This is a genomic window from Gordonia sp. X0973, from assembly GCF_013348785.1.
Lineage (GTDB): Bacteria > Actinomycetota > Actinomycetes > Mycobacteriales > Mycobacteriaceae > Gordonia.
Genome location: NZ_CP054691.1, coordinates 609777 through 630926, shown reverse-complemented (window position 1 = coordinate 630926; position 21150 = coordinate 609777). Strand labels below are relative to the sequence as shown.

At 67.5% G+C, this 21150-nt stretch carries 23 protein-coding genes; 12 read left to right on the top strand and 11 right to left on the bottom strand.

The window, feature by feature from the left end; translation table 11 throughout:
- Positions 1-14: 14 nt before the first annotated feature.
- Genes HUN08_RS03095 through HUN08_RS03085 form a run of 3 tightly spaced genes read left to right on the top strand, consistent with a single transcriptional unit; the run spans position 15 to position 2132 of the window.
- Positions 15-779 carry a hypothetical protein gene (locus tag HUN08_RS03095; RefSeq protein ID WP_124248337.1) on the top strand — a complete coding sequence of 255 codons (765 nt, stop codon included), beginning with the start codon at positions 15-17 and terminating at the stop codon, positions 777-779.
- A gap of 7 nt (positions 780-786) precedes the next feature.
- Positions 787-1572 carry a hypothetical protein gene (locus HUN08_RS03090; RefSeq protein WP_129624278.1) on the top strand — a complete coding sequence of 262 codons (786 nt, stop codon included), beginning with the start codon at positions 787-789 and terminating at the stop codon, positions 1570-1572.
- A complete protein-coding gene (locus HUN08_RS03085; RefSeq protein ID WP_124248335.1) occupies positions 1569-2132 on the top strand; it encodes a hypothetical protein in 564 nt (187 codons plus the stop codon). Before HUN08_RS03090 ends, HUN08_RS03085 begins: the two co-directional genes overlap by 4 nt.
- Before the next feature lie 80 nt (positions 2133-2212).
- Here HUN08_RS03085 and HUN08_RS03080 read toward each other — a convergent pair whose 3' ends face one another.
- From HUN08_RS03080 to cysD, 3 genes are read right to left on the bottom strand one after another with little or no spacing between them, the layout of a single operon-like run.
- Complete coding sequence (locus HUN08_RS03080) at positions 2213-2989, bottom strand: 3'(2'),5'-bisphosphate nucleotidase CysQ (protein WP_124248346.1); 777 nt, start codon at positions 2987-2989, stop codon at positions 2213-2215.
- A gap of 31 nt (positions 2990-3020) precedes the next feature.
- A complete protein-coding gene (cysC, locus tag HUN08_RS03075) occupies positions 3021-4898 on the bottom strand; it encodes an adenylyl-sulfate kinase (protein ID WP_124248334.1) in 1878 nt (625 codons plus the stop codon).
- Positions 4898-5833, bottom strand: coding sequence for a sulfate adenylyltransferase subunit CysD (cysD, locus tag HUN08_RS03070; RefSeq protein WP_124248333.1), 936 nt, complete (start codon positions 5831-5833; stop codon positions 4898-4900). The genes cysC and cysD overlap by 1 nt, the downstream gene beginning before the upstream one ends.
- Before the next feature lie 30 nt (positions 5834-5863).
- Between cysD and HUN08_RS03065 the strand changes: the two genes are divergently transcribed.
- The 3 genes from HUN08_RS03065 to fdxA all read left to right on the top strand — a co-directional run bounded on the left by HUN08_RS03065 (position 5864) and on the right by fdxA (position 7871).
- The gene (locus HUN08_RS03065; RefSeq protein WP_124248332.1) at positions 5864-6772 is read left to right on the top strand and encodes an IclR family transcriptional regulator; all 909 of its coding nucleotides are present in this window, start codon (positions 5864-5866) and stop codon (positions 6770-6772) included.
- 128 nt (positions 6773-6900) lie between these two features.
- Positions 6901-7521, top strand: a complete 621-nt coding sequence (locus HUN08_RS03060; RefSeq protein ID WP_124248331.1) for a DUF2249 domain-containing protein — start codon at positions 6901-6903, stop codon at positions 7519-7521.
- Positions 7518-7871 carry a ferredoxin gene (gene fdxA, locus HUN08_RS03055; protein ID WP_124248330.1) on the top strand — a complete coding sequence of 118 codons (354 nt, stop codon included), beginning with the start codon at positions 7518-7520 and terminating at the stop codon, positions 7869-7871. The genes HUN08_RS03060 and fdxA overlap by 4 nt, the downstream gene beginning before the upstream one ends.
- Before the next feature lie 7 nt (positions 7872-7878).
- On the opposite strand, the gene HUN08_RS03050 is transcribed toward fdxA, so the two are convergent.
- Positions 7879-8472, bottom strand: coding sequence for a hypothetical protein (locus HUN08_RS03050; protein WP_124248329.1), 594 nt, complete (start codon positions 8470-8472; stop codon positions 7879-7881).
- 10 nt (positions 8473-8482) lie between these two features.
- Complete coding sequence (locus HUN08_RS03045) at positions 8483-8635, bottom strand: hypothetical protein (protein WP_165353340.1); 153 nt, start codon at positions 8633-8635, stop codon at positions 8483-8485.
- Positions 8636-8737: 102 nt separating this feature from the next.
- Here HUN08_RS03045 and HUN08_RS03040 point away from each other — a divergent pair, with 102 nt between their 5' ends.
- The 4 genes from HUN08_RS03040 to HUN08_RS03025 are packed head-to-tail and all read left to right on the top strand — an operon-like array spanning position 8738 to position 12881.
- Positions 8738-9661: an enoyl-CoA hydratase gene (locus HUN08_RS03040; protein ID WP_124248328.1), complete on the top strand. Its 924-nt coding sequence runs from the start codon at positions 8738-8740 to the stop codon at positions 9659-9661.
- Between the two features lie 4 nt (positions 9662-9665).
- Positions 9666-10832 (top strand): acyl-CoA dehydrogenase family protein, encoded by a 1167-nt coding sequence (locus HUN08_RS03035; protein WP_124248327.1) that lies wholly within the window; start codon positions 9666-9668, stop codon positions 10830-10832.
- Position 10833: 1 nt separating this feature from the next.
- Entirely contained in the window at positions 10834-11805 is a 972-nt protein-coding gene (locus HUN08_RS03030) for an acyl-CoA dehydrogenase (protein ID WP_124248326.1), read from the top strand.
- Entirely contained in the window at positions 11802-12881 is a 1080-nt protein-coding gene (locus HUN08_RS03025) for an acyl-CoA dehydrogenase family protein (RefSeq protein WP_124248325.1), read from the top strand. The genes HUN08_RS03030 and HUN08_RS03025 overlap by 4 nt, the downstream gene beginning before the upstream one ends.
- A gap of 188 nt (positions 12882-13069) precedes the next feature.
- Here HUN08_RS03025 and HUN08_RS03020 read toward each other — a convergent pair whose 3' ends face one another.
- The 6 genes from HUN08_RS03020 to hsaA form a co-directional block, all read right to left on the bottom strand.
- Complete coding sequence (locus HUN08_RS03020; RefSeq protein WP_124248324.1) at positions 13070-14215, bottom strand: sulfotransferase; 1146 nt, start codon at positions 14213-14215, stop codon at positions 13070-13072.
- A 65-nt stretch (positions 14216-14280) separates the two neighbouring features.
- Positions 14281-15084: an SDR family oxidoreductase gene (locus HUN08_RS03015; RefSeq protein ID WP_124248323.1), complete on the bottom strand. Its 804-nt coding sequence runs from the start codon at positions 15082-15084 to the stop codon at positions 14281-14283.
- Positions 15081-16328: a hypothetical protein gene (locus HUN08_RS03010; RefSeq protein WP_124248322.1), complete on the bottom strand. Its 1248-nt coding sequence runs from the start codon at positions 16326-16328 to the stop codon at positions 15081-15083. The genes HUN08_RS03015 and HUN08_RS03010 overlap by 4 nt, the downstream gene beginning before the upstream one ends.
- On the bottom strand, positions 16319-16888 hold the full coding sequence (gene hsaB / locus HUN08_RS03005) for a 3-hydroxy-9,10-secoandrosta-1,3,5(10)-triene-9,17-dione monooxygenase reductase subunit (protein ID WP_124248321.1): 570 nt from the start codon (positions 16886-16888) through the stop codon (positions 16319-16321). Before hsaB ends, HUN08_RS03010 begins: the two co-directional genes overlap by 10 nt.
- A 7-nt stretch (positions 16889-16895) precedes the next feature.
- Positions 16896-17813, bottom strand: a complete 918-nt coding sequence (gene hsaC / locus HUN08_RS03000; RefSeq protein WP_124248320.1) for an iron-dependent extradiol dioxygenase HsaC — start codon at positions 17811-17813, stop codon at positions 16896-16898.
- Positions 17814-17866: 53 nt separating this feature from the next.
- Complete coding sequence (gene hsaA, locus HUN08_RS02995; RefSeq protein ID WP_124248319.1) at positions 17867-19060, bottom strand: 3-hydroxy-9,10-secoandrosta-1,3,5(10)-triene-9,17-dione monooxygenase oxygenase subunit; 1194 nt, start codon at positions 19058-19060, stop codon at positions 17867-17869.
- Between the two features lie 225 nt (positions 19061-19285).
- Between hsaA and HUN08_RS02990 the strand changes: the two genes are divergently transcribed.
- Both HUN08_RS02990 and HUN08_RS02985 read left to right on the top strand, forming a co-directional pair.
- Positions 19286-20455 (top strand): Rieske 2Fe-2S domain-containing protein, encoded by a 1170-nt coding sequence (locus HUN08_RS02990; RefSeq protein ID WP_124248318.1) that lies wholly within the window; start codon positions 19286-19288, stop codon positions 20453-20455.
- Positions 20456-20842, top strand: a complete 387-nt coding sequence (locus tag HUN08_RS02985; RefSeq protein ID WP_124248317.1) for a hypothetical protein — start codon at positions 20456-20458, stop codon at positions 20840-20842.
- Positions 20843-21150: the final 308 nt, after the last annotated feature.

Here is a 21150-nt window from a genome sequence, read left to right as displayed (position 1 = left end):
AAGGGGCCAACCTGATGGGAATGAGCGCGAGAGAGTGGAAGACTGTTGCCGAGGGCACGGTCGAACTACTTGGAGATAACTGGCACTTGGTCGGCAAAGGGCGTCGCCTGTATCTGGTGCCGGCTCCGATCGGCTGGTGGTATCAATACGTCTACTACGAAAACACCAGTACCGGACAGCTAAAGGCATATACCGAGTTCCTAGGGCAGCAATTGACTCGCACAGCCTACGGTGACCATGGAACTCAGGCTCGGAACATCTTCATTCGGGATCGCACCCGTCCCGACAATCCAGTGATTCTCCGGGTTGATGCACAAACGACGGCCGAGTGGGCGAGTGAAGTAGACGAGAAGGTCTTCGCCCCGTACCAAGGCGCCGCGGTCACCGACAAATGGGCCGCCGAACTCGCCGACGCTGATCGCGAGGAGCAACGCTGGGCTGCCCGCCCCGACCCCGATGCGCCGACCGATGAGCAATATGCCGTCCGATATGGGGTGATCCAAGCAATGTGCGGGGCAAAACCCCGCGACGAACTCGTCGCGGCAATAGACTGGGCAATCGCCCACGTCCGCCCCGAACCACAGTGGCGGTTGACCGATCGGGACCCAATCGCCTACCTGCAAGCGATCCGCGACACCGTAGCCGCCGGCGATCGAACCGGCTTCGAACAAGTCGTCCTGACCAACCGCCACGACGAACTGCTGGGCGTCGGCGTCCCCGAAAACCTGATCGGCCCAGTCGACTTCCCCGAACCCCTCACCCCCTGGTGGAACGAGTAGGCACCCGATGGGCATGAGCGCGAAAGAATGGAAAACCGTTGCCGAAGGCGCCGTCGAACTACTCGGAGATGACTGGCACCTTGTCGGCAAGGGACGCAACCTGTATCTAGTGCCGGCCCCGATCGGCTGGTGGTACCAATACATCTACTACGAAAACACCAGCGTAGGACACCTCTCCGCGTGCACTCAGTTCCTCGGGCAGCAACTGACCGGCCACGCGTACGGTGACCACGGCGACGAAACCTACAACATCTTCATTCGTGATCGCACCCGACCAGACAATCCAGTGATTCTCCGGGTCGATGCACAAACGACGACCGAATGGGCCAGCGAAGTAGACGAGAAGGTCTTCGCCCCGTACCAAGGCGCCGCGGTCACCGACAAATGGGCCGCCGAGCTGGCCGACGCTGATCGCGAGGAGCAGCGCTGGGCTGCCCGCCCCGACCCCGATGCGCCGACCGATGAGCAATATGCCGTCCGGTACGCGGTGATTCAAGCGATGTGCGGCACGAAGACCCGCGCCGAACTCATAGCAGCACTGGACTGGGCAATCGCCCACGTCCGCCCCGAACCACAGTGGCGGTTGACCGATCGGGACCCAATCGCCTACCTGCAAGCGATCCGCGACACCGTAGCCGCCGGCGATCGAACCGGCTTCGAACAAGTCGTCCTGGCCAACCGCCACGACGAACTGCTGGGCGTCGGCGTCCCCGACAACCTGATCGGCCCAGTCGACTTCCCCGAACCCCTCGCCCCCTGGTGGGACGAACAACAAGAAGGACAAACATCGTGAGTACCTACGGCACCGCAATCATCGCCGACGTCGCCGACGAGGCCGCCGCACGCCGGATTCTGCCCCAACTGGAAGCGGCACTTGAGCCCCTCTATGCCGACATCAGCAGCATCGTGCCCAACCCCGCAGCCGAAGCCGAACCCGCGATCTCCACTCACGGCAACCAGGTGCGGATGAGTGTGTACCTGCCCACCGCCGCCGTCGACGACTTGGCCCACCAGGCGTTCCACGCAGTCGGTCCGGGCCGCGCGGTCGTCGCCGAAGACGCTGACGAATACGGCGTCGTATTCTCCGTCTGGAAACTCACCACCGGCGATCCCCAACAGGTCTACCGAACCCATGTCACCGGGGACAGCAATCCCGAACTCGTGCCCGACAACCTCCGACAGGGAGCCCAAGCGGCCACAGAGGCCGCAGCCCTCTACGACGCCGACCCCCAAGCCATCCTCGACATCGAAAACGACCCCACCCCCGTCGCGGACAACCTCGGCACCATCGGCGATCCCTTCAGCCCCTGGCTCGACGCCCTCGGCCTCGCCTGGCCCGACAGCCGCGAATAGCCCATCCGTCTTGGATCCACCGGTCGATGAGCGACGCGGGGTGGGTTATGGATCCGAAGAAGTCGGGGACCAGCGCCAGATCAGCCTGCGATCGCCGCGACGATTTTCTCGGCCAACTCCGGCCGGCACACGATGAGGTCCGGGAGGTAGGTGTCGCGCTGGTTGTAGATCAGCGGCGAACCGTCGATCCGGCTGCACCACAGCCCCTTTGCCTGGGCGACCGCCACCGGCGCCGCCGAGTCCCACTCGTACTGCCCGCCACCGTGGACATAGGCGTCGGCCTCACCCCGGACGACGGCCATTGCCTTCGCCCCGGCCGACCCGACCGGAACCAGCTCGGCGTCGAGCGCCGCCGCCACCGCGTCGGCGAACTCGGGCGGACGCGAGCCACTGACCACGACTCGACGCCGGTCGGCGCGGGTCGGTGCGAGCCCGGCCGTCGGCGCGACCGTCGTCGCATCCGACGAGTAGGTGACACCGAGAGCCGGCAGTGCGACCGCACCGGCCACGAGGGAACCGACGCCGTCCTCGCCCCTGCCCCAGAGGGCGACGTGGACGGCCCAATCCGGACGACCGCCGCCGTCGCCGTCGACCGTCCCGTATTCGCGCGTCCCGTCGACCGGGTCGACGATCCACACCCGAGATGCGTCCAGCCGCGCCAGATCGTCGGCCGACTCCTCGCTGAGCACCGCGTCGCCGGGCCGCAACCGGGCCAGCTGCTCCTGTAGGAAGTCGTCGGATTGCCGATCGCCGGCGTCGCCCAATTCCCTGCCGGCCAAACCTGATTCGGCGCGGATCGAGTTCAGCAATTCCCCGGCCGCGGTCGCCAGCGCGGCGGCCAGCTCGACGTCGGGCAGGTCAGCGGTCAACTCCACGCGCACGGCCACCTCACAACCCTAGGTCGCGCAGAATCGCCTCGGCGACGTCGCCGGCCGTCCCGTCGCCGGGCGTCACGACGATATCGGCGTTCTGCGGTCGCTCATAGGGCGAGCTGATGCCGGTGAAATCGGCGATCTCCCCGGCGCGGGCCCTGGCGTAGAGGCCCTTGGGATCACGCTGCTCGCAATCGGTCAGCGGGGTGTCGACGAAGATCTCGTGGAACTCCAGCGCCTGATCGAGGTGGATCTCGCGCGCGGCGGCGCGATCCGCGGCAAACGGGCTGATCATCGAGACGATCACGACGGTGCCCGCGTCGGCGAACAAGGCCGCGACCTGGGCGGTGCGCCGCATGTTCTCCTGCCGGTCCTCGGCGGAGAAGCCGAGGTCGGCGTTCAATCCGTGGCGCAGGTTGTCGCCGTCGAGGATGTATGCCGGCCTCCCCTGCGCGATGAGCCGCCGCTCCAACTCGACGGCCAGCGTCGACTTGCCCGACCCCGAAAGCCCTGTCATCCACAGCGTCGCCCCCAACTGGGCGCGCTGGTCGCGCGAGACCTTCGTGCTCTGCCACACGATGTTCGCGTTGTGCGCGTGCGGCCCGGTGATCATCCCGGCCGCGACGGTCCGGTTGGTCCCCTCGTCGACGAGGATGAAGCTCCCGGTCTCCCGGTTGCGGGTGTAGGCGTCGAACATCATCGGCTCGCGCAAATGCAGCCACAGCCGGCCGATCTCGTTGAGCGACAACTGATCCGCCTGCGCGTCCCGGTGCAGGGTGTTCACGTCGAGCCGGTAGACGAGTTCGGAGACCTCGGCGCGCGTCGCCGACGTCGCGCCCTGCAGCACGTATCTCTTGCCCGGCTCGAGGTCGACGTCCTCGGCGAACCAACACACCAGGGCGTCGAGGTCGCGCCCAACGTGAGGCCGGTTGTTGGGCCGGGCCAGCATGTCCCCACGCACGATGTCTATCTCGTCGGCGAGTTCGGCGGTGACCGCCATGCCGGCGACCGCCTCGTCGAGCTTCCGTCCGCCCGGTGCCCAGAGATTCGTGACCGTCGACGTGAAGCCGCTGGGCAGGACGACCACCGCGTCGCCGACGCAAAAGTGCCCGCCCGCAACGGTTCCCGCGTATGCGCGGTGATCCGACCCCACCCGGTCCTGCGGCCGCACCACGTACTGCACGGGCAGCCGCGCGTCGATCAGATTGCGGTCGCTGGCGATGTACACCTCCTCGAGGTGGCTCAGCAGGGCACGCCCGGAGTACCACGGCATGTTGTCGGACTTGGTGACGACGTTGTCGCCGGCCAGCGCCGAGATCGGGATGAACGTCAGATCCGAGACGTTGAGTTTGGCCGCGAATTCGACGAACTCCTCACGGATCTCCTCGAACCGCTCCTGCGACCACTCGACGAGGTCCATCTTGTTGACGCAGATCGTCAGGTGCGGGATGCCCAGCAGCGACGAGAGGAAAGCGTGGCGGCGGGTCTGCTCCAACACGCCCTTGCGCGCGTCGATCAGGATGATCGCCAGATCGGCCGTCGACGCCCCGGTGACCATGTTGCGCGTGTACTGCACGTGGCCGGGGGTGTCGGCGATGATGAACTTGCGCCGCGGCGTCGAGAAGTACCGGTAGGCGACATCGATGGTGATGCCCTGCTCGCGCTCGGCCCGCAACCCGTCGGTGAGCAGCGCGAGGTCGGTGAACTCGGTGCCGCGCTGGGCGCTGGTGCGCTCGATGGCCTCCAACTGGTCGGTGAAGATGGCCTTGGAGTCGAAGAGCAGCCGCCCGATCAGCGTCGACTTCCCGTCGTCGACCGATCCCGCGGTCGCCAGGCGCAGCAGTTCGCTGCGGTCGCGCTCGGGCTTGGCCGCCGGTTGCGTGTCCTTCGCCATCAGAAGTACCCCTCCTTCTTCCGGTCTTCCATGCCCGCCTCGGAGATCCGGTCGTCGGCGCGCGTGGCGCCGCGCTCGGTCAGCCGTGTCGCCGAGATCTCATCGATGACCTTCTCGACGGTGTCGGCACCCGACTCGACGCACCCGGTGCAGGTCGCGTCGCCGACGGTGCGGAACCGCACCCGCTCGACGTGGGCGGTCTCCCCGTCGTAGGTCTCGAGGAAGCGCGTCTGGGCCAGCAGCATGCCGTCGCGCGGGACGACCTCACGCTCATGCGCGTAGTAGATGGAGGGCAGCTCGATCTCCTCGGCCGCGATGTACTGCCAGATGTCGAGTTCGGTCCAGTTGGAGAGCGGGAACACCCGGATGTGCTCGCCGGGATGGTGCCTGCCGTTGTAGAGGTGCCACAGCTCGGGGCGCTGCGCACGCGGATCCCACCCGCCCTCGCGGTCGCGGAAACTGAAGACGCGCTCTTTGGCGCGGGCCTTCTCCTCGTCGCGCCGGGCGCCGCCGAACACGGCGTCGAAGCGATTCTCGGCGATGCCGCGCAGCAGCGCCGCGGTCTGCAAGCGGTTGCGGCTGGTGCCCGGTCCGGTCTGCTCGACGACCCGCCCGGCGTCGATGTCGTCCTGTACATAGCTCACGACCAGGCGCGCGCCGGTGTCCGCGACGAGGCGGTCGCGGAACTCGATGACCTCGTCGAAATTGTGCCCGGTATCCACGTGCATCAAGGTGAACGGCGGCGGCGCGGGCCAGAAGGCCTTGCGGGCCAGCGCGTACATGACGACCGAGTCCTTGCCGCCGGAGAAGAGCATTCCGGGGTTGTCGAAGGTGGCCGCGACCTCGCGGAAGATGTGTACCGACTCGGCCTCGAGGGCCTGTAGGTGGCTCAGCTCGTAGCGGGTTTCGCTCACCGTGACGCTTCCTCTTGACATGTCGAGTATTCGACACTATGTGTTGACAATATGTCAGCGACCGTAGGCGACAACCCGGACGACCGTCAACCCTCCCCGCCGACGAGGCGCGCCGTGGCGGTCGTCGACGCCGTCGTCGACGCCTCGATCCATCAGCCGCAGCGCCGCACGTCGCTGGCTGACATTGTGCGCGACACCGGACTGTCCCGGGCCACGACGCACGCTATCGTCGCCGAACTCGTCGATCTCGGCTGGCTGCAGCGCGACGACTCCGGCACCGTCACGCTGGGTGGCGGGTTTCTCGCCACCGCCACCCGCGCCCTCGGATCGGACCGGCTGACCCTCGCCGCCCGGCCCATCCTGGCGCGACTCGCCGACGAGCTGGGCATGCCGGTCTTCCTGGCGCGCCGGATCGACGAGCAGGCCATCACCGTGGTGGAGTACGGCTGGCCGTCGAGCCGACGAGGCGCACCGACGGAGCAAACCGTCGACCTGCCGACCGGTTCCAGGATTGCGCTGCGCCCCCCCATCTGCCGCGAGTTCATCGCCTGGGAGGGGGACGAGGTGCGGCGCCGGTGGCTGGATCGGGCCGTCGCCGAAGACCGGCCCCGATTGCGGGACGCACTGGATGCCGTCGCGGCCCGGGGCTTCTCCGTCGAACGCGTCACCGACGAGCACCGTGCCGTGATCGACGCGCTTGCCACGATGTCCAGCGTCCCGGAGCCACTGCGCCGTCGCGTCGGGGCACTGGTCTCCGAACTCACGGCGGTCGACTACCTGCCCGACGAGTTGTCCGGCGAAGTCGGCGCGGTGACCGTCGGAGCCCCGGTATTCGAGGGCGGGCGCGTGAGCGCGTCGATCGTCGCCTGCCCGAACGCCACGATGCCGGCCGACGAGCTGGCCCGCATCGGCGCGGCGACGGTCGCGGCCGCCGGGCAGCTGAGCACTGCGCCGGGTTGAGGCGCATGGGCCGCCCGGAGCACCTAGGCCCAAGGTCCCCTGTGAGGCAGGCGGCGCCATCGGTAGTATTTTCACTACAAATACTGAGTAAATTATCTACCTGCATAAACAATACGAAAGGGCATCCGATGACGGCCGAATCAGAGTCCCCGGTGATCGATGTCCGCGAGATCCCCAAGCCGCAGCGGCATCCCAAGATCTTCGCGCTGTTCGACAGCCTCGACGCCGGCCAGGCCCTGATCCTCGTCAACGACCACGATCCGCGGCACCTGCACGACGAATTCGAAGTCGAACGGCCCGGCAGCTACTCCTGGGACTACCTGACCCGAGAGAAGCGCGACTACCGCATCCGGATCGGCAAGACGACGACCGCCGCATTGCCGCGCCGACTCGGAAACACCGCCGAATTGACGCAGGCCCCCACCGATGCCGCCGACGTCGCCTGGAAGCTCGGGTTCCGCGACCGCCAACTCGATTCCAACCTCATCCGCCTGGCACCCGGCGGATCGATCGGGCAGCACCGGGGCGGCGAAGTCGACGTGCTCCTGCACGTGCTGGCCGGTTCCGGCACGGTCGGCACCGAGGGTGAGGCCGTCGAGGTCACCGCGGGCGATCTGCTGTGGCTGCCCCGCTACTCCACCCGGTCGTTCACGGCCGGTCCCGACGGGTTGAGCTACCTGACGGTGCACACCCATCGCGAACCGTCGTTGACGATCGAGCCGTTCGACGCCGATCGAGCAGGGCGATGACCTACGTCATCGCCCTGCCCTGCGTCGACGTCAAGGACCGCGCCTGCGTCGAGGAATGCCCCGTCGACTGCATCTACGAGGGCTCGCGCAGCCTCTACATCCACCCGGACGAGTGCGTCGACTGCGGCGCGTGCGAACCCGTGTGCCCGGTGGAGGCGATCTTCTACGAGGACGACCTGCCCGACGAGTGGACCGACTACCAGAGCGACAACGCCGACTTCTTCGAGAAGGTGCTCCCCGGCCAGGGCCAGCCGTTGGGCTCACCCGGCGGTGCCGCCAAGACCGGCGTGGTGCCGGCCGACGCGCCACTCGTCGCGTCGCTGCCCGCCGAGGTGAACACGGCCGGGTAGCCGGCAATCAGACTCGGCCCGCCGGCGACCCGCACGGGTGGCCGCTGACCCGCATGTGGCGCAGCTGCGCCAGCGCCGCGCCGAGGCAACGGGCACGATCGCGCGCCTCGTCGCCGCGTCCGGCGATCACGAGGTCGACGAGGACGTCCTGTGCATCGCTCCGCACTCCGAAGACCGCCTCTACCCGCACCGGATCGGGGTCGGTGCGGTAGGCGCCGCGATAGACGACGGGAGCACAGCTGAACGCCTCTTGCCCAAGACCCACCTCTGCGCGCACCGGCACGTGTGCGCAGAAGCCCTGCTTCGCAAGATCGAACTGTCCGTCGAATACATGGCCCCACGAGAACCACAGCCGACTGCCCGACGTCAGCAGCTGGCAGGACCCGAAGCCCTGGGACTCCTGAGATCTCACGTCGCGCAGGTCCCAGTCCTCGGGCAACGCACCGCGTGCCGCATTCGCCACCGCCGGATCGGCCAATGCCTCCTGACACTTCGGGACCGACGGGAACTCCGGCCGGGTCACCCACCAGCCGATCCCTCCCCCGGCGGCAACGAGGACGACGACTACCGCGCCGATCCACGCCGATCTGCGCCGCAACATAGGGAAGATGCTATTTGGAACTGGTCTTGGAGTCGACGAACAGGGCGAAGGCGCCGTAGAGCGCCAGCGCGATGACGCCCAGCCAGATCAGGCTCTTGACGAGCGGGTACAACAACGTCAGCGCGATGAGGCCGATGGCGATGATCGCGAGGGCTTTCCACATCTCTCCATGGTGCCGGTTTCACTGTCCGATTTCACCTGCGAGGCACCCCAGCCTGCCCTCCCGGGCTACCAACCAAGCACTTGCTAGGTTAGGCTGGACGGTATGACTGACGCCGTCATCCCACCTCCGTTGCGCCCAGACGACCTCGGCCCCGACACCGCCCCCGTCGCCTACGAGACCGCCCTGGACGGCTCGCTGGCCTACGTGACGCTCAACCGGCCCGAGTACCGCAACGCGCAGAACTCGGTGATGACCTATTCCCTCGACTCGGCGTTCCGCAAGGCCGTCGACGACCCGGCGGTCAAGGTCATCGTGCTACGGGCCAACGGCAAGCACTTCTCCGCCGGCCACGACATCGGTACACCCGAGCGCGACTTCGACACCTACTACGACAACGTCGCCGCCCTGCACTGGGACCACACCGAGCGGACCGGCGCCGACCAGCGACTGGCCCGCGAGACGGAGGTCTACCTCGGGATGTGCCGGCGCTGGCGCGACATCCCCAAACCGGTGATCGCCCAGGTCCACGGCGCGTGCATCGCCGGCGGGCTCATGCTCGCCTGGATCTGCGACTTCATCGTCGCCTCCGACGACGCGTTCTTCTCCGACCCCGTCGCCCGCATGGGCATCCCCGGGGTCGAATACTTCGCCCACGCCTACGTGCTGGGCCCGCGCCGCGCCAAGGAGATCCTCTTCACCGGGGAGCGCTTCACCGCGGCGCAGGCCCTCGACTGGGGGATGGTCAACCACGTCGTACCGCGCGCGGATCTCGACGCGAAGGTGACGTCGATCGCCGAACAGATCGTCGCGATGCCGATGCAGGGACTGTTCCTCTCGAAGAAGGCCGTCAACATCTGCGAGGACCAGATGGGCATGCGCAACGCCATGGACTCGGTCTTCGGCTGGCACCACTACGCGCACAGCGCCAACGCCGAGGGCGGCGGAGACTCGTTGGGCGGGATGGACGCCAAGTCCATGAAGTCCTCCGCGGACTCCGCGGCCACGTCGCCGGAGAAGAAGGCCTAGCGCGGTGGACCTGCTTTTCGACGACGACGCGATCGCGTTCCGCGACGAAGTCCGCTCCTGGCTCAAAGCACACGTGCCCGCGCAGCCCCTACCCTCGATGGACACCGCCGAGGGCTTCGAGGCGCACCGGGCGTGGGAGGCGGAGATGGCCGCCGACGCCATGTCGGTGGTGAGCTGGCCGAAGGAATACGGCGGTCGCGACGTGCCGCTGCTGCACTGGGTGATCTTCGAGGAGGAGTACTACCGCTCCGGCGCCCCGGGCCGCGTGAGCCAGAACGGCATCTTCCTGCTGGCTCCGACACTGTTCGAGCACGCGTCGAAGGAGCAGCTGGACCGGATCATGCCGCGTATGGCACGCGCCGACGACATCTGGGGCCAGGCCTGGAGCGAGCCGGAGGCCGGCAGCGACCTCGCCTCGCTGCGCTCGACCGCCACACGCACCGAGGGCGGCTGGCTGCTGAACGGGCAGAAGACCTGGAGTTCGCGCTCGAGTTTCGCCGACTGGGGCTTCGGGTTGTTCCGCTCGGACAAGGAGGCGCAGCGCCACAAGGGCCTGACCTACTTCATGTTCGACCTGCGCAGCCCCGGCGTCACCGTGCGCCCGATCGCCCAGCTCGACGGCGAGCCCGGCTTCGCCGAACTCTTCCTGGAGGACGTGTTCGTCCCCGACGACCCGGCCAACCCCGCCGAGTCGGGCGTCATCGGTGAGGTCAACAACGGCTGGAAAGTCGCCATGAGCACCGCCGCCAACGAGCGCGGCCTCTCGCTGCGCTCCCCCGGCCGGTTCCTCGCCACCACGGATCGCCTGATACGACTCTGGCGCGAGACTCACGACGACGTGCCCACCACCGCGTCGACCGATCAGGGCGTCGTCGACGCGTGGATCGGCGCCCGCGCCTACGAGTTGTCCACCTATGCGACGGTCAGCCGCCTGGCCGCCGGGGGACAGCTCGGCATGGAGTCGTCTATCAACAAGGTCTTCTGGTCGCAGTGGGACATCGCGACGCACGAGACCGCGCTGGCCTTGCAGGGCGCCGACGCGGAGCTGGTCGACGGGTGGACCGGCGGCTACCTCTTCTCGTTGTCCGGCCCGATCTACGCGGGCACCAACGAGATCCAGCGCAACGTCATCGCCGAGCGGCTGCTCGGCCTGCCCCGAGGGGATCGCTGATATGGAGTTCCTTCTCGACGACGAGCACGCCGGTCTCGCCGACGCCATCGACGGCCTGTGTAAGCGCGGCGACTCGGTCGCGACCAATCGCGCCTGGGCGGATGGGGACTCCGAACCCGGATTCACACTGTGGGCGGGTCTGGCAGAGCTCGGCATCCCCGGTCTCCTCGTCGACGAGGCACACGGCGGTTCCGGTGCGGGCGCTATCGAGATGGTCGTCGCCGCTGAAGCCCTCGGCCGTCATGCGGTTCCCGGGCCCGTCGCGGAGACGCTGGCCGCCGTCCCGGTCGCGCTGCGCTCCGCCGGGCGCGAAACCGAACTCGGCGCGGTGGCCTCCGGCGAACCCGCCACCATCGCGGTGCCGCCGTGGCAGCCGCGGGCCGCCGACACCGTCGGGGCCACCGCCCATGTGCTCGTCGACGGGCGGCTCAGCACCGCTACCGCCGACGAACCGATCGCCACCGTGGATCCGTCGCGCACCGTCGCGCGCCTCGTCGCCGACGACGAGCTGGGCAGCGGCGTCGACGCCGACGAGGTGCTCGACTACGGCGCCCTGGCCACGGCGGCGCAGCTTCTGGGCCTCGGCACGGCGATGCTGGATCTCGCGAGCGAGTATGCGAAAGCGCGCCAGCAGTTCGGCCGGCCGATCGGGTCGTTCCAGGCAGTCAAGCACCATCTCGCCGACGTGGTGATCGCGTTGGAGATGGCCCGCCCGCTGGTCCACGGCGCGGCGCTGGCCCTCGACGGCCGAGTCCCCGACGACGTCGACGTCCATCGCGAGGTCTCGGCCGCGAAGGTCGCCGCCGGCGACGCGGCCTATCTCGCCGCGCGCAAGTCGCTGCAGGTCCTCGGTGCCATCGGCTATACCGCCGAACACGACCTCTCGGTGTTCCTGACCAAGGTCCAGGCGCTGCAGAGCGCGTGGGGTACCGCCGCCGCGCATCGGCAGCGGATCCTGGAGACCCTGCGATGACCGGCAACGCCACCGACGAGACGGCGATCTCGGCCGATGATCTTGCCGCCCTTCGGGATTCGGTTCGCGACCTGATCGCCCGGCGCGGCGGCAGTGCGGCCGTCCGCACGGCGATCGCCTCGCCGACGCGCACCGATGCCCAGCTCTGGACCGGACTCGTCGAGATCGGCGCACCGGCGTTGGCCGTGCCCGACAATCGCGGCGGCGTCGGCGGCGGGTGGTCGGCGCTCGCCGCCGTGATCGAGGAGACGGGCGGCGCGCTGTCACCGGTTCCACTCTTCTCATCTGCGGTGCTGGCGACGGGGACGTTGCTGGCCGCGGATGCCGCACCCGAACTCGTCGAGGGCCTGGCCGCCGGCGAGCGGGTCGCAACCCTGTGTGTGGCCGGTGAATCAGGTTGGGAAACAACGGGAATCAACGCCGACGGCGGAATCCTCAATGGCACCGCGCACTATGTGTCCGACGCCGAGACGGTCACCGATCTCGTCGTCCTGGCGGGCGGCGGCAGTCACATCACCCTGCACACGGTCGAGGCGACGGCTCCCGGCGTCGAGATCCGGTCGGTCGCGACGATGGACCCGACGCGTCCGCTCTCGCAGGTGTCGTTCACCGATGTATCCGCCACGGCTCTACCCGCACCCGACGATCTGCTGCCGCGGGTGCGCGACCTCGCGTGGTCGATGCTCGCCGTCGAGCAGGTGGGCGCAGCGGGCGCAGCGCTGCGGATGACCGTCGACTACACCAAGGACCGCGAGCAGTTCGGCAGGGCGATCGGCTCCTTCCAGGCGCTCAAGCACCGGATGGCCGACATGTACGCGGACGTCGAGACGGCCCGCTCCATCGCCTATGCCGCGGTAGACGCGGTCGGCACGTCGGACGGCGCCGAACTGGCGGCGGCCGCACATGTCTACTGCTCCGAGGCCTTCAACCGCGTCACCGCCGAGGCGATCCAACTCCACGGCGGTATCGGCATCACCTGGGAGCACGACATCCAGCTGTACTTCAAGCGCGCACATTCCTCGGCGCAGTTCTTCGGTCAGCCGGTCGACGTCCTCGCCGGGCGCCGGGTCGAGTGACCGCGAGGAAGGAGCGGTTGTATCGAGACCTGGGCACCCTGATCCCGCCGAGTGGGCACCTCAACCCTGCCGAGTGGGCACCCCAAGTACGTCGAGTGGGCACCCCAAGTGCGTCGAGTGGGCACCCCAAGTACGTCGAGTGCCGCCGAGGCGCCAGCCGAGGTGGCGTATCGAGACCGCGCTCGGCGTCAGGCGAAGGCTTCGCGTACCTGCTCGACCGTCAGCCCGTAATCGGCGAGGTCGTAGCGGTGCTGCGGCTTCCGATCCCCGGACTGGCTCTCCTCGTCGAGCGCGACCATCGCGGCCCGGGCCTGCTCCGACGGCTCGGTACCCAAGGCCGCATACACGCGATCGACGGTGCCCAGCGGATCGTTGCGCAGCTCGGCGAAATCGACGTCGACGAATTGCGCCGGGTCGTAGCGCTTGCGCGCCTGGGTGAAATCGCGCAGCCCGCGCGACCACAGCTCCAGCTGGTCGCGACCGATGGTGTCGCCGACGAAGGTCGTCGACCATCCCGGCGTCGCGTGTTCTGCCAGGCTGCACATCGAGGCGATGATCGTCTCCGGCGCTCGATGGGTCTGCACGACCAACGCATCGGGGTAGGCGGCCATCAGCGCGTCGAGGGCGAACAGGTGGCTCGGGTTCTTCAGCACCCACCGTCGCTCCGGCGAGGTGCTGCCGATCAACTGCAGATTGCGCCGGTGCCGCCGGTAGGCGGGCGTCCAGTCCTGATTCGCCAGCCACGACGAGTAGCTCGGCACGTGCGCCAACGACTCGTAGGAGATCGACATGACGTCCTGCCGCAGCAGTTGCCAGCACTCCTCGACCTCGGCCGCATCCATGTAGTGCAGACCCATGAACTCGGGGTTCTCGACGTGGTGCTTGGCCAGACCGGCATCGATCTGCTGGTAGACCGGGTTGTCGGCCCACGTCTCGCGCGGCGGGCGCGGCTGCGGGAATTCGGCCAGCCACATCTCGAGCCCCTGGTGCGCCGGGTCGGCAGAGAGTAGCCGGTGCAGCGCGGTCGTCCCGGTGCGCGGTAGGCCCGTGACGAAGATCGGGCGGGTGATCTCGACGTCGGCATAGCCCGGGTTGTTCTTCCACGATGCCTCAGACAACAGCCGGGCGACCAGCGCCCCTTTGAGGAAGAAGCGGAACATCTTGGAGCCGAGCGGCGTGAGGCCGGCCTCGTTTCGGTACGAATCCAGCAAGACCCGCATGGCTTCGCGATACCCGTCGTCGGTACCGAAATCAGTGAGTCCGGTTGCGCGCGTAGCCGATTCGTGAAGATCGTCGACGGTGCCGACGTTGGTCTGCGTCGCTGCCTCAGTCATGATGTGCTGCCCACTCGACAGTGATCGACTGCCCACTCGGCGGGGTTGAGGTGCCCACTCGGGAGTCAGTCATGGTATTCCCCGCAGTTCACGTCGAGGGTGTGCCCGGTGATGGCGCTGGCCATATCCGACGCGAGGAACAGTGCGGCACGGGCGATCTCATCCGGCTCGGGAAGGCGCTTCAGATCGCTCTTCGACGCGGTCTGCTCGTAGACCTGCTCCGGGGTGATCCCGTACTTCTTGGCGACCTCGCCGAAATACCACTTGAGCTGGTCGTCCCAGATGTAGCCGGGGGCGACGCTGTTGACCCTAATCCCCTTGTCCCCCAACTCCGTTGCCAGGGTCTGCGACATGGCAAGCAGCGCCGACTTGGTCAGCTTGTAGCTGCCGTAACGCGGCTCGGAGTGGCGGATCACCATCGAGTTGATGTTGACGATCGCGCCCTTCGACGCGGTGAGCGCCTCGGTGAACGCCTTGATGACGCGCAGGGTGCCGAGCACGGTGAGGTCAACGCTCGAGGCGATCTGCTCGAAGTCGGTGCGCGCCAAGGGTTTCATCGACGGCATCGCGAAGGCGTTGTTGATCAGCACGTCCACCGTGCCGTACTCGGCGACCGCGGCGGCCACGAGCGCATCGACCTGCTCGTCGACGGTGATGTCGGTCGGCACCACGAGTGCGGTACCGCCGGCGGCGACGATCTCGTCGCGGATCTGCGTCAACCGCGATTCGGTGCGCGCGGCGAGGACGACATTCGCCCCCTGCGCCGCCGCCTGCAGGCACAACGCCTTGCCGAGTCCGGGGCCCACCCCGGAGACGACGACCGTCTTGCCGTCGAGCAACCCGGCACCGGGGCCAGTCGATTTCGTCACCCGAGCATCCTCCTGCCGAACGCACGCTGACGGGCCGCGATGCGAGCCGCCCAACCCTGTTCGTCGATCACGTTCTGTTGGTAATAGGGCAGTTTCGACGGCACGTCGTCGAAGTCGACGACCTCCGCGACCGGGCCGAGTTCCGGTCCGATCGGCGCGTCGGTGCGCTGCCAGCGGAATTGCAGGATTCCGCGTCGACGCCCGGTCGTCTCGACCCAGTTCGCGACGTGCGGGTCGCGGGCGGAGATCACCATGCGGATCATCCCGTCGGAATCGGTCTGGGCCTGCGCGGAGTTGAGGCTGGTCTGGCGGTTGACGTAGTCCAGCGAGATGTACCAGAGGCTACCGAGCTGAAAGCCCTGGTAGGGGGCTGCGCTGCGCGGCACGGTGACGATCATCGCCTTGTCGGCGGGCAGGTCGAAATGCCCCACCGACGAGAACTGCGTCGCCAGGCCGCCCGGCGTCTGCCGCGGCGCGGTGAAGGTGTTCACCGGCTCGTCGAGGTAGAACCACTTCGGGAAGTTGAACCACGTGTTGATGCGCGAGGTCAGCATCTTGGCCGCCGTCGAGTAGCGGCGCTTCATGCGCTCGAGACTCGGCTCCTCCGGTGCTGTCCCGACGGTGTCGATCCGCTCGATGTCGACGCGACCGCGCTCCTCGGTGTCCCACGCGGAGTACACCTCGCGCACCGCCAACGTCGTCGCACCGTCGGGCAGGACGAAATACGACGGATCCCCCGCCCTTTCGTCGGCCGACGGCCCGAAGGTCAGCTCGAACGTCCCGTCCTCGGCGATGGCCAGCCGGCGGTCGTCGAAGGCGTCGTCGCCACCGGGCACCGACTCGGCGTTGTACTCCCCGCACAGCACCTGGAAACTCAGATCCGTTGTGCTGCCGCGTTTCCCGCGCACCACGTAGGTTGCCTCCGGCTCGACGACGGCGTGATAGTAGATCGTGTCCGGGTTGTCCAAACCCATCTTCGAGTACGGCCCCGTCGACGTGACGAAGTACGGGTGCGCCTTGTTGTGCGCACGGACGAGCTGCAGGATCGCCGAGATCGACCCGGCCAGGTAGTCGTACCCCTCGGCCAGATCGGCATCGGTCTCCGCGAACTCGGCGCCCGCGATCAGCCTCTCGGCATCGGCGATCGCCGCGCTGAAGGGTGCGGTCGCAAGCTCCTGCGACGGGCTGACGTGCTCCGTCGTGTGTCCCGCCGATACCACCGACGGCTCGTCGGTCACAGCCATGTATCTCCTCCGGTCCAGGTGAGGAAGTCGTCGAGCGCTTCCTGCGCCGGTGTGACGCGCGGGTGCTCGGTGGAGAGGTAGCCGCCGCGGTAGAACAGCAGCGGCTTGTCCTGCAGCACCTCGCCCAGTGTCGTCGCCCGGCCGATCACGATGTGGTGGTCGCCGCCGTCGACGACCCGGTCGATCTCGCACTCCACCCAGGTCAGACTGTGCCGGATCACCGGCAAACCCTGCGGCGAGGCGTCCCACGGAACGGTGCGGAACTTGTCGTCGCCGGGTGCGCCGAAGGTCGCGCTGACCTCCTGCTGTCGGTGCGCGAGCACGTTGACGACGAACTTCCCCGCCTGCTCGATCACCGGCCAGCTGCGCGAGGTCTTCATCGGGCAGAACAACACCAACGGCGGATCGAGTGACAGCGCGGCAAAGGACTGGCAGGCGAATCCGACCGGCTTCTCGTCGGCGATCGTCGTGATCACGGTGACGCCGGTGCAGAACTGCCCCATCGCCGTGCGGAACTGGCGAGAGTCGAAGTCACTGGACCCGTACGGCTGGTTGGCCATCGCCGCCTCAGTTCTTGAAACCGATGGAGAAGTCGTGACCCCAGAGGCTGACCGCCGTCGACTCGCGGGCGATCCACTCCTCGTCGTCGACCTGCCTTCCCTCGCAACCGAATTCGACGTCGAAGCCGCCCGGCGTCTTCATATAGAAGGACAGCATGAGGTCGTTGACGTGGCGGCCGATGGTCGCCGACTGCCGCACCTTCTTCCGCAGCGCCCGGTCATGTGCCAGCCCGACGTCGTCGACGTCGTCAACCTCGACCATGAGGTGCACGATGCCCGTCCCGTTGGAGAAGGGCGAGAACGCGATCGAGTGGTGCCGCGAATTGACCCCGAGGAACCGGAGCCACGCCGGGTCGTCGCCCTCGCCGCGTCCGACGACCTGCGGCGGCAACTGCATCGAGTCGCGCAGCCGGAAGCCGAGCACGTCGCGGTAGAAGGTCAGCGCCTTGGCGTCGTCCTCACTGGAGAGCACGACATGGCCCAGCCCCTGCTCGCCGGTCACGAAGGTCTGGCCGTAGGGCGGCACAACGCGGCGGTGCTGCAGCGCGATGCCGTGGAAGGCCTCCAGGACGTTGCCGTCGGGATCGGCGAAGACGATCAGGCCGTCGACGGCGCGCTCGGCCTTCTCCTCCTTGGTGCCCTCGCGGAACTCGACGCCCGCGGCGGTCAACCGGTCGCGCACCTCCTGCAGCCCTTCGGCCGTCGCGCACTCCCAGCCGGAGCACGCCAGGTGGTCACGATCGGAGGGGACGATCACCAGCCGGGCCGGGAAGTCGTCCATCCGCAGGTAGAGGGCACCGGGCGTGCTGCCCTTGCCCTCCACCATGCCGAGCACCTTGAGTCCGTATTCACGCCACGCATCGATATCGGTCGCGTCGATGCGCATGTAGCCCAGCGATCGGATGGGGCAGAGATCGGTTGTCATGTGTTCCTCACGGTGGTCGAGTGTTCGCGACGAAGGAGCGAATGTGTCGAGACCTAGACCATCGTGTCGCCGATGGGGATGCCGAACTCCCCGTTCCCGAAGGCGACGTAGGCACGCTCGGGATCGTTCGCGGCATGCCCGCGACCGCCGTGGGCATCGCGCCAGAAGCGCTGGAGCGGCGAGTCGACGTTGAGCGCGCCGGCACCCGAGTTCTCGAACAGCAGGTTGATGGCCTCGATGGCGCGTCCGGTGGCGCGCACCTGGTCGCGACGAGCGGCCAGACGCAGTTCCATCGGAACCTGCTCACCGTCGAGGATCAGGTCGTACTCGGCCTGCAGGTTGCCCGAGAGCTGACGCCACGCGGCGTCGATCTCGCTGGCGGCCTGCGCGATGCGGACCTTGGCGAACGGATCGTCCTTGCTCTTCTCTCCGGCGTAGGCGGCGCGCACGCGCTTGCCCTGGTACTCGACATGTGCCTCGTACGCGCCGTAGGCCATGCCGACGATCGGCGTGGAGATGGTGCTGGGGTGGATGGTGCCCCACGGCATCTTGTAGACCGGCGCGGTGTTGCGCTCCAACCCCGGGCTCTCCCCCTTGCTCATCGTGCCCATGGAGAGCACGCGGTGACGCGGCACGAAGACGTCCTTGACCTCGAGGGTGTTGGAGCCGGTGCCCTTGAGGCCGACGACGTGCCACACGTCTTTGATGGTGTAGTCCGAGCGCGGCAGCAGGTAGCTGACGAAGTCGACGGGGCGCCCATCCTTGATGACCGGGCCGCCGACGAAGGTCCAGTCGGCAAGCTGGCAGCCGGACGAGAAGGCCCAATTGCCATTGACCTTGTAGCCGCCGTCGACGACCTCGCCGAAGCCCATCGGCGCGTACGACGACGAGATCCGCACGTCGGTGTCGGAGCCCCACACGTCTTCCTGGGCCTGCTGGTCGAACAGGCCGAGGTGCCAGTTGTGGATGCCGATGATGCCGGCGACCCAGCCGGTGGAGCCGCAGGCGGTCGAGATACGACGGACGGCTTCGTAGAAGCTCACCGGATCGGCCTGGTAGCCGCCCCACTGCTCGGGCTGCAGCAGCTTGAAGAATCCCGCGTCCTGAAGGGCCTGGGCGCTCTCGTCGGAGATCCGACGGGCGTCCTCGGTCGCCTGGGCGCGCTGGGCGAAGTCCGGCAACAACGCGTCGATGTTGTCGAGAACCTTCTGCGCTTCTGCGCTGCGCTGGGTCTTGCTGGCTGCCATCTGCCTCTCCTGCCTGTGATGTGGCGGGCCGTCGATGACGAACCGTCACGAAGCGTACGGCCTAAGACTAGAACACGTTCTTATTTCTGTCGAGACCAGGGTCGTACGTCCTGTTTACTGGTGTAATCGTTGCCTACGAGCAGCAGAATACGGCACACTTTTGTAACGTGTTCTAGTATTGAGACGAGACCGAAGAGCTATCGGCAGCCCACTGAAGGAGTAGCTATGTCCGCACAAGACTTGGCGGTACGCGAAATCGATACCGGCGAGGTGCCCACGCGGTTCGCTCGCGGCTGGCACTGCCTGGGACTCATCGACGAGTTCAACGACGGCAAGCCGCACTCCGTCGAGGTCTTCGGCACCAAGCTCGTCGCCTGGACCGACACGCAGGGCGAGTTCAAGGTGCTCGACGCCTACTGCCGCCACATGGGCGGCGACCTGTCCCAGGGCGTGCTGCGCGGCGACAACGTCGCGTGTCCCTTCCACGGCTGGCAGTGGAACGGCAAGGGGCGCTGCGCGACGGTGCCGTACGCGAAGCGCAACCCGAAGCTGGCCAAGACCCGCACCTGGCCGACAATGGTCCGCAACGGCCAGGTCTTCGTCTACAACGACCCGGAGGGCAACCCGCCGCCGGAGGAGTGCTACATCCCCGAGCTCGACGAGTTCGGCTCCGACGAGTGGACCGGCTGGACCTGGAACCGCATCGTGATCGAGGGCTCCAACTGCCGCGAGATCATCGACAACGTCGTCGACATGGCGCACTTCTTCTACGTGCACTACGCGCTGCCGGACTACTTCAAGAACGTCTTCGAGGGGCAGACCGCCGCGCAGTATATGAACAGCCACGGCCGGCCGGACGTCGCGATCGCCACCGCCTACGGCGATACCCGCCTGGAGTCGATCGCCGCGTACTACGGCCCCTCCTACATGCTGAACCCGATGGTCCAGTACTACGGCGGCTACGCCATCGAGACGATCCTGACGAACTGCCACTACCCGATCGACGAGAACTCCTTCGTCCTGATGTACGGCGTGATCGCGAAGATCCCCGAGGGGCTGAGCAAGGAGCAGGCCACCAAGATGGCGGCGAAGATCAGCTCCGGTATCGAGGTCGGGTTCCTGCAGGACGTCGAGATCTGGAAGCACAAGACCCGCATCGACAACCCGCTCCTCGTCGAAGAGGACGGGCCGGTGTACCAGCTGCGACGGTGGTACGAGCAGTTCTACGTCGATGTCGACGACGTCACCGACGAGATGACGCAGCGCTTCGAGTACGAGATCGACACGAGCAAAGCCGTCGAGAACTGGAACATCGAAGTCCAGGAGAACCTCAAGCGCCAGGCCGAAGAGGCGAAGGCCGAGGAAGCGCGCGCCGAGAGTGAAGCGAGCGTCTAGATGACTCGCGCGGCGCACCGACCCGACGCCCGGAGCGGATGGGCGAAAGCCCCCGACTACCACGGCGACCCGGAGCGCCGCGCCGCCATCGAGGCCGCCACCGCCCGCGACCGGCAGCATTACCTGCGCAACGGGCTCACCGAGATCGAGTGCCGCGCCTGCCACGCCTGCGTCTTCGTCAAGAAGACCAGCCCGCACCAGACGAGTGTGCAGTGGACCGCTGCGGCCCGCGAGACCTGTCCCGCGTTCGACGAGGTGCGCGCCGACGGCGGTAACCCGGCCATGCTGCCCGGCTGCCCGCGCCTGACGGCCTCGATCGACCACGGTGTCGCCGAGGGCATCATCGCCAGGGAGGGACCCGAGGTCGATCCCGACGGCTATTGGTGACGGCAGTCGAGCGCATTCCACCCGCACTCGCGGCACCTCGATCCGGGGTGGTCGAGTGGATCCGAGGCGCAAGCCGAGGAACCGTATCGAGACCTCGCATGCTGTCATGCCAGTTCCGCGACACCGCTACGGACTCGAGGGACAGACACCGCCTGAGCATCCGTACGGAACGTTTCGCTCGACGTCATCCGCAGGCACGACGGCAACCCCCGGCCGAGACCCGCCAGTTGTAACCTCACACGCGCATCGCATCAACGCGTCGAGACTCGTAGCTGGCGCATATCGAACGGGGAAATCGTGAAACGACT